16 protein-coding genes are annotated in these 11346 nt (G+C 66.5%); 9 read left to right on the plus strand and 7 right to left on the minus strand.

Annotated elements, in window-relative coordinates:
• Positions 1 to 270: GNAT family N-acetyltransferase (locus V6M46_RS03735; RefSeq protein WP_332662426.1), on the plus strand; the 270-nt coding region annotated here is incomplete at its 5' end.
• A 12-nt stretch (positions 271 to 282) separates the two neighbouring features.
• Here V6M46_RS03735 and V6M46_RS03740 read toward each other — a convergent pair.
• Positions 283 to 753 (minus strand): SRPBCC family protein, encoded by a 471-nt coding sequence (locus V6M46_RS03740; protein WP_332662427.1) that lies wholly within the window; start codon positions 751 to 753, stop codon positions 283 to 285.
• A 357-nt stretch (positions 754 to 1110) separates the two neighbouring features.
• Between V6M46_RS03740 and V6M46_RS03745 the strand changes: the two genes are divergently transcribed.
• Positions 1111 to 1563, plus strand: a complete 453-nt coding sequence (locus tag V6M46_RS03745) for a hypothetical protein (RefSeq protein WP_332662428.1) — start codon at positions 1111 to 1113, stop codon at positions 1561 to 1563.
• A gap of 685 nt (positions 1564 to 2248) precedes the next feature.
• Here V6M46_RS03745 and V6M46_RS03750 read toward each other — a convergent pair.
• Positions 2249 to 2686, minus strand: a complete 438-nt coding sequence (locus V6M46_RS03750) for a VOC family protein (RefSeq protein WP_332662429.1) — start codon at positions 2684 to 2686, stop codon at positions 2249 to 2251.
• 80 nt (positions 2687 to 2766) lie between these two features.
• On the opposite strand from V6M46_RS03750, the gene V6M46_RS03755 reads away from it, so the two are divergent.
• Complete coding sequence (locus V6M46_RS03755; protein ID WP_332662430.1) at positions 2767 to 3246, plus strand: SixA phosphatase family protein; 480 nt, start codon at positions 2767 to 2769, stop codon at positions 3244 to 3246.
• 551 nt (positions 3247 to 3797) lie between these two features.
• Here the strand turns inward: V6M46_RS03755 and V6M46_RS03760 are convergent.
• Positions 3798 to 4190, minus strand: a complete 393-nt coding sequence (locus V6M46_RS03760) for a hypothetical protein (RefSeq protein ID WP_332662431.1) — start codon at positions 4188 to 4190, stop codon at positions 3798 to 3800.
• Positions 4191 to 4472: 282 nt separating this feature from the next.
• Here V6M46_RS03760 and V6M46_RS03765 point away from each other — a divergent pair, with 282 nt between their 5' ends.
• The 3 genes from V6M46_RS03765 to V6M46_RS03775 all read left to right on the plus strand — a co-directional run bounded on the left by V6M46_RS03765 (position 4473) and on the right by V6M46_RS03775 (position 5934).
• Positions 4473 to 4805, plus strand: a complete 333-nt coding sequence (locus V6M46_RS03765) for a cupin domain-containing protein (protein WP_332662432.1) — start codon at positions 4473 to 4475, stop codon at positions 4803 to 4805.
• 433 nt (positions 4806 to 5238) lie between these two features.
• The gene (locus tag V6M46_RS03770) at positions 5239 to 5568 is read left to right on the plus strand and encodes a hypothetical protein (protein WP_332662433.1); all 330 of its coding nucleotides are present in this window, start codon (positions 5239 to 5241) and stop codon (positions 5566 to 5568) included.
• A gap of 24 nt (positions 5569 to 5592) precedes the next feature.
• Complete coding sequence (locus V6M46_RS03775) at positions 5593 to 5934, plus strand: hypothetical protein (protein WP_332662434.1); 342 nt, start codon at positions 5593 to 5595, stop codon at positions 5932 to 5934.
• 138 nt (positions 5935 to 6072) lie between these two features.
• Here the strand turns inward: V6M46_RS03775 and V6M46_RS03780 are convergent, their stop codons facing one another.
• Both V6M46_RS03780 and V6M46_RS03785 read right to left on the minus strand, forming a co-directional pair.
• On the minus strand, positions 6073 to 6903 hold the full coding sequence (locus V6M46_RS03780) for a PhzF family phenazine biosynthesis protein (protein ID WP_332662435.1): 831 nt from the start codon (positions 6901 to 6903) through the stop codon (positions 6073 to 6075).
• A gap of 30 nt (positions 6904 to 6933) precedes the next feature.
• Positions 6934 to 7611 (minus strand): hypothetical protein, encoded by a 678-nt coding sequence (locus tag V6M46_RS03785; protein ID WP_332662436.1) that lies wholly within the window; start codon positions 7609 to 7611, stop codon positions 6934 to 6936.
• Positions 7612 to 7719: 108 nt separating this feature from the next.
• Between V6M46_RS03785 and V6M46_RS03790 the strand changes: the two genes are divergently transcribed.
• The gene (locus V6M46_RS03790) at positions 7720 to 8844 is read left to right on the plus strand and encodes a sensor histidine kinase (protein WP_332662437.1); all 1125 of its coding nucleotides are present in this window, start codon (positions 7720 to 7722) and stop codon (positions 8842 to 8844) included.
• Complete coding sequence (locus tag V6M46_RS03795; protein ID WP_332662438.1) at positions 8841 to 9509, plus strand: response regulator transcription factor; 669 nt, start codon at positions 8841 to 8843, stop codon at positions 9507 to 9509. The genes V6M46_RS03790 and V6M46_RS03795 overlap by 4 nt, the downstream gene beginning before the upstream one ends.
• A gap of 10 nt (positions 9510 to 9519) precedes the next feature.
• Here the strand turns inward: V6M46_RS03795 and V6M46_RS03800 are convergent, their stop codons facing one another.
• The gene (locus V6M46_RS03800) at positions 9520 to 10152 is read right to left on the minus strand and encodes a LysE family translocator (RefSeq protein WP_332662439.1); all 633 of its coding nucleotides are present in this window, start codon (positions 10150 to 10152) and stop codon (positions 9520 to 9522) included.
• Between the two features lie 211 nt (positions 10153 to 10363).
• On the opposite strand from V6M46_RS03800, the gene V6M46_RS03805 reads away from it, so the two are divergent.
• Positions 10364 to 10786, plus strand: coding sequence for a universal stress protein (locus V6M46_RS03805; RefSeq protein WP_332662440.1), 423 nt, complete (start codon positions 10364 to 10366; stop codon positions 10784 to 10786).
• Positions 10787 to 10790: 4 nt separating this feature from the next.
• Here the strand turns inward: V6M46_RS03805 and V6M46_RS03810 are convergent.
• Positions 10791 to 11346 (minus strand): SGNH hydrolase domain-containing protein (locus tag V6M46_RS03810; protein ID WP_332662441.1); only part of this gene is annotated, 556 nt, incomplete at its 5' end.

Consider the following 11346-nt stretch of genomic DNA (forward strand, 5'->3'; position numbering starts at 1 on the left):
AACATCGGCAGCTGGCCGGAGAACGGGCAGCAACTACTCGGCTACTGGGTCGGACGCGAGTTCTGGGGCCGCGGCGTCGCGACACGGGCGCTCGCCCTGTTGGTGGACGAAGTGTCGATCCGGCCGCTGTACGCCCATGTCGTGATGCACAACGTGGGCTCGATCCGCGTCCTGGAAAAGTGTGGGTTTCGACGCGATCGCGTGGAGGAGGCTAAGGCGCCTGCGCCCGACGATGGCATCGAGGAGTTCATCTACGTGCTGAACGCCTAGGGTCTGCGCTCCCTATTGGTTCCCGAGGGCGGCCTTGTCGGTCGCGGCCAGCATGTCGGTGAAAGTCGCGGTCAGCATCTTGTCGATCAATGGGCCGGTCAATCGGCCGAGCGGGCCGCCCCTGGGCATGTACCGGTAGTCGAACGTGGCCAACGTCCCGTCGTCGTCTGGCTCCAGCGTGAGCTTGGACCTGGCGTGTTTGAACGGCACCGACGCGCTTGGCTGATTCTGCGTGTCGATCCTGCGACCCTCATCCCAGGTGGTCACGGTCTCATCCATGCTGCCGATGGGCTTCAGCTGAACGCGGCGGCGAGCGCCCACGCCACTGGTCTGGTCGCCGAGGGCGCTCGTCGACCGCAGGCCACTCCAATGGCTCGCGAGATTCGGAAAGTCGGCGAAGAGGGCCCACACGGAGCCCGTGGACGCGGACATGTGGCGTTGCACCGTGATGTGACGTTCAGGCATGAGGATCGCTCCGGTCATCCGTCTCGCTGCAGGCCATCGGGCCGTCCACATCCCATGATCGCGCCAGCAGCTACAGTCAGCAATCCGCCGAGCCTGACCCATCGGCAGATCCGCAACCGCGCACTGCTGGCGGCGGTACGACACGCGCAATGCCGACGGAACAGGAGGCGGCACTGCTCAAGCTTCGGCGGCTGGTACGACCCCCGCTGGGCGAGTAGCGTGTTAAGCGACCGAGCGGCGCCGCCGCGGCGCTGCAGCCGCACCCGGGTGGAAGCGCCACGGGGCTGAGTGAGAACCCTGACGACGGCGCATGGGTCAAGGAACCCGACGTCACCGTCCCGGTATCGGCAGCGGATAGGACGACGGGAGATCGCGATGCCCACCCGGGTCGAGTTCGACTTCCACACCCGCGCCACGCCCGATGAAGTGGTCGAACTGCTCACAGACTTCTCGCCAGCCAGACCGAAGCGGTGGCCGGCGCTGTCCGAGCGCTGGTACGAGGTGTACGACGTGGGCGTCTCCACGGCCGACGTACGCGAGGGACAGGAGAAGCCGACGCTGTGGGCGCGCGAGACCTATGACTGGTCGACGCCCGGAACGGTGACCTGGACGGTGACGGACAGCAGCGACCTCGCGCCGGGCAGCTTCGTCACGCTCGTCGCCACCACGTCGCCGGACGGAGGCAGTGATGTCCACGGCACGTGGGAGCGCAGTGCGAAGACAGTCAAGGCCAAGGCGATCCTGATGATGATGTCCGTGGCCGGCCGCAAGATGCTCAGAGACTACTTCCGCAAGGTGTACGACGACCTGGCTGACCAGCAGCGTTGACACGGCAGTCCGATCGCGGCGGTATGACTCAAGCTCCCTAACTGGCACACGCCGGCTGGACGCAAGCGGGCTTCGCATCTATCTCCGAATTGTCGTCGGAGTCCATTGGCGATCGGGGCCGAACTCGCGCCATGCGTCATCGAGCTGGGCGCCAGTTAGCCATCGCACCTCGTAGGTAATGTCCGGGCCTGACTCGATTCGCACATCCGGGTAGGCGTACCTGCCCTCCGCCAAGTCGGCAATCCAACGAGCATTGGATTCTTCGCCTGGGAACCACCATGGGTCGTCCCAATCGGGCAGCGGCGAATTGGAAGTCAGTCGTGTGACGGTTAAGGAGAGAAACTCTTCAACCCGCCAAGAACGCCACCAGAACCAACCGCCGACCCTCTCAGCGATCTGGCTCACTTCCGTGGCAATATGACCAACGACCCGACCGTTGAGGACGAGTTGCCCAACGGCTCGCCTGAATGGGTCGAGTTGGGGTTCCGCGGGAGCTGATGTGAAATCAGGGTGCCATGCCATGGAGGCCATGTTCCCACTAGATGCATTGGGAGCTAGTGGGCCGTGAAGCGGCGGTATGACGCTGCGGCGGCTGAACGAGGCGAAGCGGGCTTGGCAGAGCCAAAGCCTGAAGCAAGGGGCCCGCACGAGCAAGGACAACTGGTCCGCAAGTCTCAGTCCGCGCTCAGTTCTTGTTGAGCTCCTCCGCGAGCATCACGATGATGCCGCTTGGGCCGCGGACGTAGGTGAGCTTGTATATGTCTTGGTACGTGGCCACGCCGCGCAGCGGGTGACAGCCGTGCCGTGCGGCGATCTCGAGTGCCTCGTCGATGTCATCGACCGAGAATGCGACGCGGTGCATGCCGATCTCGTTGGGTTGAGTGGGCTCGGTCTCGATCGCGTCGGGATGGATGTACTCGAACAGCTCGAGGCGGCCGTTGCCGTCTGGGGTCTGGAGCATGGCGATGTTGGCGTGGTTGCCATCGAGCCCTACGGCCGTGTCGGTCCAACTACCACTGACTGTGTCGCGGCCGAGGACGGTGAGCCCGAGGTCGGTGAAGAACGCGATCGTCGCTTCGAGGTCGCGGACGGCGATGCCGACATTCTCGAGTTTGATGGACATGCGTGGCACACTACCCAGTCGGCTGGAACTGTTCCGGTCACGACTGACCGGCAGGACTCGATGACACGAGGAGCAGGCACGTGAGCACCCTGATCCTGCTGCGGCACGGCAAGTCGGACTGGTCGGGCGGCGAACCCGACCACCTGCGACCGCTGTCGCGACGGGGACGGCGTCAGGTTCCCCTAGCTGGCCGATGGCTCGCGGACAACGTTGGCGTCATCGAGCTGGCTGTGATCTCGCCCGCCGAACGCGCCCGTGAGACCTGGCGACTCGCGGCCGCCGAGCTCGCGGTCCCTCCGCCGGTCCGAGAAGACGATCGCGTGTACGCCGGCTCCGCACGCTCGCTCCTCGGTATCTTGCGGGAGCTGCCCGGGGAGCTGGCGACTGTCGTCCTGGTTGGCCATAACCCCGGTCTCGAGGACCTGGTGGCAAGCCTGACTGGTCGCAGCGTCCCGCTGCCGACGTCCGCGCTGGCCGTCATCGACCTCCCGGGTCCCTGGTCTGCCGCGGCTAACACTGCCGCTGAGCTGCGAACACATGGACGCCCGCCCGCGGGCTGAGAGTGGCGTCCGCTGACTCGCCCTCCTACCGGTCTCAGAACGGATGCGCTCGTCGGCGGATCCGGTCACATCAAGCGCCGACATGCGGCGGAGTGACGCAGGGGCCGGTCGGGGGCGGCAGATGGTGGGTGAACACAAGACTGGCCGAGCCGGGCGTGGTCTCAATCATCGTGTGTTACCAAGCCGATCATTCTGCCGGAGACCCATCAAGACGACCCAACCTATGCCGACGATCATGCATCCCACCATCGTTCCGATGATCCCTGGCCAGGAGAACTCACGCTGCAAAGCGTCGTAAGTCAGGCGTCCGGCCAACCCGCCAACTAGACCAAGAATCGCACCCTGAAGTGCGAGTCTCCCCGAAGTTCGCGGCTCGTCATAGTCCAGCCTCAGCCATTCTCGAATGGCGCCTCTTCGGTTCATTATCGAAGCCTAGGACCACGGCGTGGGACGACCACAGTGGCAAAGGGCCAGGCCTCGCGGCGGATTGACGCGGGCTCCGGGGGCGGGTGAATACAGGCGGGCTCGCCTGCGTTCGTTGTGTTGATCGCTTAGTAGAACTTGTCGGGATCGCTTGGCCATCGATCAAGCTCCGGGTACGGATGCACATCGCATTTGTCGAGCATCTTCGACTCAACGTCGTAGTAGGCAACGGTCTGCGGACTGTAGTCACCTTCGTCGATCGGCAACCGCGCCTCGCTGTCTTGGTCAAGCGCCCCATCAACGATCAGGCTGAGCCATGTGTCGTTGAGCTCAGAGTGGTAGAGCAGATCACCAACGCAGGTGATGTCGGACTTGTCCGTGACGAACTCAGCCTCGTAGGCGGCGTGGCCCAGCGCATCGGCTGATGGTCGGTCGTCCGAATATTGCTTGTCACAGGCCGTCAGCATGCCAATGCTGAGCATTGTGGCGACCATCCCTAGGCCGATTCTGGTTGACCGCATGGGCAGATACTAGGTGTACCCGAACGGGTGCTTTGGGAGTTCGCCGTCACGGCGCACGGTGCTCGCTTGTCGATCCAACCTGCGGGCAAAAGGGGGCTCGACGTCGCTGCGCTGTCCGCTGGCACCCCAGAGACTGCAGTCCGTAGTCCATCCAAAGGTGCCATTGACACGCAACCTGTGGGAGAGGTGAATGGTTGCAGGGGATTCGTATCTCAAACGCCGCAGAAGGGACGGGAAACCATGCCTAAAGCGTCGAAGACAAGCGCTTCGGAAACCGTTGAGGTGGAGGGCTATGAGGGGCACCTGGAGGGCTTCGAAGGGGGCTACACGGTGGCCTTCGAGAAGTACACCGCCGACGCCGACCTCGCAGAGTTCTTCAAGGGCTTGCCGGACGACCGGTGCCAGGCGGCTCATTGGGGGTACGTTCTTGCCGGCAAAGTGACGTTCAAGACCGCCTCTGGCGAGGAGTCGTTCGAGACCGGCGATGCCTATTACGTCCCGCCCGGTCACACCCCGGTGCTCTACGCCGGTACCGAGATCGTCGAGTTCAGCCCGACTGAGCAGCTGCAGCAGACCCTCGAGGTCGTCACGAAGAACATGGAAGCCGCCGGCTGAGACTCCTTGGCTCCTCGGACGTCGTCAAGCGGGCTGGCTTCGAGGGAGGTCGGGATCGGGGTGGTCGGTCGCGAACTGTTGTGCCGCACTGTCGTCTTCGAAGACGGCTGCACGGACCGCTTTGGAAAGCCGATAGAGCATTGGGGGCCGAGAATCTCAGGCTCGCCGATTTGAGTCAGAGCACGACGCGAACCAAGTCGTGCTCGCCCGGTTGGCATCGGATCCAACGCCACCTGTCACCTACGAAGTCATTCGCCTTCCCCGCGGAGTTGAATTCGTTGGCTTCGCGGCGACATGGGACAGGCGCGGCGACGACTGACAGAGCTCGACCACCCGCCCGCAAATGACCGGTTCGGGTTAGTCAGGCATGACTATTGCCGCCTCGGATCACGGGTGCGACGCTGCACATATCGAGACCAGAGGGAGGTCTGCCGTGTCCGATGCATCCACGACACCCACCACCGGGGCCCCGACAACGACGCCTGCGTCGCCCGCGTTCGTCCCGGACGAGTTCGCCGTATTTCAGACGACGATGGCCCATGTCCTGGGACATCCACGACTTCGCGAGATCGCCGCTGTGATGATGCAAGAGGGCGAGCACGATCCCCGGCAAGTCTTCGTTGATCACGGCGTTGCCCTGCCAAGCAACGCGACAGTCAGCTTCTCCGGTGCCGAGTCAGACTCGCCGGATTTCATCATCTGTGTCTCGAGCCCTGAGCACACTCATTGCATGAGCATCACCCTGCCGCACATCCATTTCTAGTACTGACCAGAGGGAGGGTCTGCCGTGTCCGATGCGCCCACGACACCCACATCCACCGGGACCACGCCGAGCACGCCTACGACGCCTGCGACCGGCCCGGATGAGTTCACCAGCTTCCAGCTGACGATGGCCCATGTGATGGGGCATCCACGACTTCGCGAGATCGCCGCGACGTTGAATGAGGAGGCCGAATACGATCCCCGGCAAGTCTTCATCGATCACGGTGTGGCCCTTCCGAGCGACGCGACAGTCAGCGTCTCCAGCGCCGAGTCGGACAGTCCGGGCGAGTACTCCATCTGCGTCGGCAGCACGCACGCTCATTGCATCTTCTTCACCCTGCCGGACATCCACTTCACGCACCACTGACGTCCTGACTGGCGCGCGGAGCGGAATGAGCAACGCTTTGCTGAACTCCTGCACTGCGCTCATCACCGCCCAGGGGGGTAACTCGCGTGCAGACGCCTTGTAGCGATTTCGATCGCGTCGAAGCTGCCTCACATGGATCTAGAGCTCAACCGTCCCGCTGATGCCGACGACGGTCTCGCCGCCGATCCAGATGTCTTCGCCGACCTGGTCGACGTGGATGCGGCCGCGGCGGCCGATGACGGTGCCCTGCGCGGCGACGTAGGACGAGGGTGCGCGGCCGGTGCCGATGAGCCACTGGGCGATCGAGGCGTTGAGGCTGCCGGTGACGGGGTCCTCGCCGCCGGGGCTGGAGGTGAAGGCGCGGATCTCGAACGCCGTGTCGGAGCCTGCGGGGTGAGGGCCGACGACGCCGACGTGGTCGTTCTCGCCGAACAGCGACTGATCGGGCACGAGGTCCAGCACGGTCTGGGCGCTGTCGAGCAGCACGGCGACCCAGCCGGGACCGTTGTCGGCCCACTTGGCGTCGACGACGCGAGCGGGGTCGACGCCGAGCCCGTCGATGACCTGCTTGAGGTCCGCATCGTCGACAGCACCATCGCGGATGAGTGGGGGAGCGGCGAACGCGAGCCGCAAGCCGTCCTGGCGGATGCGGATGTTGCCGGCGCCGCACTCCTGCACGATCTCGCCGGGCGTCCGGGGCGTACCGCCCGCCTCGAGCCAGGCGCGCGCCGACCCGAGCGTGGGGTGGCCGGCGAAGGGGAGCTCGCGCTGCGTGTTGAAGATGCGTACGCGGTAGTCCGCGTCGGGGTTCGTCGTCTGCAGGAGGAAGGTCGTCTCCGCGAGGTTGGTCCACCGCGCGAACGCCGCCATCTGCTCGTCGGTGAGCTCATCGGCGTCATGGACGACGGCGAGGGGATTGCCCTCGGTGATGGCGGAGGCGAACACGTCGATCTGGCTGAACTGATGCATGCAGCCATCTTTCACGACGACCGAAGCGTTTCAGCTCAGGGCCGGACGTGCCTGGCCGGTCGGCGTGGCTGATTCATGGGCGGCACGGGCTTGCACGACGCGGCTCGCGGCGTACGTCCAGGCGAACGTGATCGGCAGGATGATGTTGCCCATCGAGGTGATCTCGGTGATCAGCAGGACGCACGGGATGAAGGCGACCAGGGCGATCCCGAGGATCCGCGGACGGTAGCCGCGCTTGAGCAGGAGTACGCCGAGCGTGGTCGAGCCAAGCGCGGTCAGCGCCAGGCCGGGCATTCCCAGCACGATGAAGGACGCTTCGGTCCACGGCGTGAAGTAGTCACCCACGACCGACACCGTGGTGAGCGTGTAGCCGGCCAGCGTGATCCGCCAGACCCAGCGCTCGAAGCCGGCGGGCCGACGGTGACGGTGGACGACGACGGCGCACAGGGTCATCGCGACGAAGATGGGAAGCCAGATCTTGCCGTAGTTCCAGTACACGAAGTCCGGGTCGCCCCAGTCGAGCAGCGGCCGGACTGCCCTGGCCGCGGGCACCGCCCAGGCCCGGGTCAGTGGCAGCTCGAGATCGGACTTGCCGTCCTCGGTCTCGAAGCGGGAGAGGGCATGCAGCTGCCCGAGGACCAGACCGGCGGATGCGGCGATCCAGCCGAACGTGACGATGCGCTTTTCCTGGGTGTGTGTGAGGTTCATGTGTCGAGCGTGGCCGCGCGGACGGCGTACGTCGTCAACTCGTGGGGCGATGTCGTCTCCACCCCTGGTTTGACTCCCTGACCACCCCGCGCGGCGTAGCCTCAACACGTGCTCAGGCGACCGGCTGGACCGCTGGCGGACTGGATGGTTCCGGTCCTGCTGGCGGTGCTGTGCCTGGTCGAGGTCGTTGCCCTGCGGCCGGATTCGTGGCAGGCAGCCGCCGCGGTCGAGATTGCATCGTGCCTCGCCCTGGCCTGGCGGCGACGCTGGCCCATGGTGGCCTGCGTTGCAGCCGGACTCACCACTCTCAGCCTGCCGTGGTTCGGGCCTCAGCTGGACGAGCTCGCAGCGCCGATCCTCGTCATGGTCGTCGCGTCGTACTCCCTGGCCCGGTGGATTGGCAGCTACCGTGGACTGATCGGCCTGGGGGTCATCCTGCTCGCCTTTGCCGGCGACTACGTCCTGGCAGACGAGCGGACGCACGACATCACCGACATCTTCTTCGTCAGTGCGCTGATGATTCCGCCGTACGTCTTCGGGCGGCTGGCGCGGGCGTTCGCGGAGCAGGCCGCCGAGCTCGAGCGGCAGCAGGAGGTGATCCGCCGCGAGGCCATCCGCGGCGAGCGGGACCGGATCGCCCGCGAGCTGCACGACGTGATCGCACACTCGGTCAGCGCGATGGTGGTGCAGACCGCTGCCACCCAGGACCTGGTCCGCACCGACCCCGATCGGGCAGCCGAGATGCTCGAGTCCATCGCCGACACCGGCCGGCATGCCCTTGCCGAGACCGGGCGGCTGTTGCACCTGATCCGGGACGACGCCGACGAGCTCGGGTTGAGTCCCGCACCGGGCCTCGCGGACCTGGACACGCTGCTCGAGACGTTCCGCGCCGGGGGCCTCGACGTCGAGGCGTCGATCCAGCTGCCGGCTGAGCCGCTGGCGGGTGGCGTCGACGTGTCGGCGTACCGGGTGGTCCAGGAGGCGCTGACCAACGCCTTGAAGTACGGCGATGACCACGCGGCCGCGCTGAGCGTCAACGGCTCGCCCACGGGTCTGCACATCCGGGCCACCAACCGGGTGGGGCGCGGCGTGCCGTCCGGCAGCGGACTCGGGCTCCTCGGCATGGCCGAGCGGGTGGCGCTGCTCGGCGGCCGGATCAGCCACGAGACCAGGGACGGCGAGTTCGTCCTCGACGTCGTCCTCCCATGTGCAATCGGCGGTGAGCCGCGATGACGACGGTCGTGATCGCGGACGACCAGGAGCTCGTGCGCTCTGGGCTCCAGCTGGTCCTCGAGGCACGTGGCTGCGAGGTGGTCGGCTCCGCGGGCGACGGGCGAGCTGCCGTCGAGGTCGTGCACCGCACCCAGCCGGACGTCGTGCTGATGGACATCCGGATGCCGGTGATGGACGGGATCGCCGCGACTCGCGAGCTGACCCGGGCCGGTGTGGAGAGCCGGGTGCTGGTGCTGACGACGTACGACCTGGACCGCTATGTCTACGAGGCGCTGAAGGCTGGGGCGGCGGGCTTCCTGCTCAAGGCGACCCCGCCGGATCGGCTGGTCGCAGGGGTCGAGACCGTTGCCGCCGGCGAGTCACTGCTGGCACCCGCGCTGACCCGCCGACTGATCGAGGAGCACCTGCGCAGGCCCCCGCCGTACGACGGCGTGCCTGACGAGCTCGCGGCGCTCACCGAACGTGAGCGAGAGGTGCTGGTGCTGATGGCGCACGCGTTCTCCAACGACGAGATCGCGAAGGAGCTGTTCGTCGCGCCGGCGACGGTCAAGACGCATGTGAACCGGGTGCTGGCCAAGCTCGGTGTCGCCTCCAGGGTGCAGGCCGTGGTGCTGGCCTACGAGTCCGGACTGGTGACTCCCGGCGCCACCCCGCGGACCTCCTGAGCGATCCGCGTCAGCTCTTGTTGCCGGCGAAGAGCAGGCCGCCGCCGAGGCCGATCATCATGCTTCCGCCGGTCGCGTTCATCTGCGACATCCTGCGGGGCGAGCGGGCGAACCAGGCGCGTGCGGTCCCGGCGACGACGGCCCAGACGGAGTCGCACGCGAAGGCGATCACGGTGAAGATCAGCCCGAGGATCAGGATCTGACCCGGGATGCCGCCCCGGTCGGGGTCGACGAACTGGGGGAGGACAGCGACGAAGAAGACGATCGTCTTGGGGTTCGTCGCGCCGACGACGAAGCCCTGCCACAGCAGGCGCGCCCCGGATGTGGGGGTGCTGGTCGGTTCGTCGACCGGAGCGCGGCGATGCCGGATCGCCTGGAGGCCCAGATACATGAGGTACGCGCCGCCGGCGATCTTGACCGCCGTGAAGGCGACGATCGATTCGGAGACGAGCGCGCCGATGCCGAGGGCCACGGCGGCGATCGGCACCAGCCCGCCGAGCTCGTTGCCGGCCACGCTGAGCAGGCCACCGCGCCGGCCGAGAGAGAGTGAGCGACCGACCACGAAGAGCACGCTCGGGCCGGGGAGCACGATGAGCAGCAACGATGCGACCGCGAAGGTGAGCGCGGACTCCGGGGAAAGCATGGAGGTGATTCTAAGCCGCGCAGGTCGGGCCGTCGTCGTGCTTGACGCCAAGAAGGGCCGGGCGCAGCATCGAAGGAGATCGAATCGGGTGAGAGCCATGAGTCCCAACGGCCTTGGAGCAGACCCAGGACCCCACCGTCACAGGGTCGCGCACCCGGAGCCCATACGGGTCTACGAGTCACATCCTGAACGTGAGTCGGACACCCACATCGTGGTCGGCTTCGACGAAGAGCCGCAGAGTCAGGTGGCGCTCGTCTTCGCGATCGATCTCGCCCGCCGGCTTGGTGCCCACCTCGATGTCGTCCACGTCGTCGACCTGCGCGACTACCCGGTCGATCCGGACGGTGATGACTGGGAGTCAGCCTCCAGCACGAACCTGACCCGGACGGCGGAGCACGTACGCGCTGTCGTCGACGACCACACCCAGGGCTGGACCTACTACGCCTGGCGTGGCGATCCGGTGCACCTGCTCGCCACGGTGGCCGAGGAGAACGGGGCCCTGATGATCGTGGTCGGCACCCACGGCGCGGGCTTCGCCGCGACATTCCACCGGATGACGAGCGGCTCGGTGTCCCGGGGACTCGTCGGGCACAGCCACATACCGGTTCTCGTCGTGCCGCCCCACGGTGACTGATCGTCTAGCCAGAGGTTGCCTTGCGGATGGCCTTGGTGAACTCGTCGGCGAGTGTCCTGGCGAAGGTCGCCGTGAAGTGGACCTTGTCGCGGTAGACCACGACGTTGCCGACGACCGGGTGGCAGGTGCCGTCGGGGCACACCGTCGCGTTGGCCTCGACGAGCTCGACATCAGGCATCGCCCGCACCGTCGTCTGCATGATCGAGACCTGCCGGTTGGCGCGGAACGTGCACTCCCGGGAGTCCCGCTCCTTGGCGAGGCATGAGGTGGGCATGAAGGGCGCCCGGTTGGGCGAGTCCGCGAGGACGACGGCGACGCCGGCATCGTGCAGGCGGTCGATCGTACGTTTCATGCCCTTCGTGGACCGGGCGACCGCCTCGCTGCCCGTGACGCGTTCGTCGTCGACCGCGACGCTGCCGCCTGACCCACGGCTCATCGCGATCACGACGGCGTCGGGCTTGCGCCGCTCGGCCTCGCGCAGCACGGAGTCGCGGAACGCATCGCAGGCCCCGTACGGCCCGCCGAGGTCGCGGTCGTACCGGGTGATGTCGGACATGGGG

Source organism: Aeromicrobium sp. (assembly GCF_036676885.1).
Taxonomy (GTDB): Bacteria; Actinomycetota; Actinomycetes; order Propionibacteriales; family Nocardioidaceae; genus Aeromicrobium.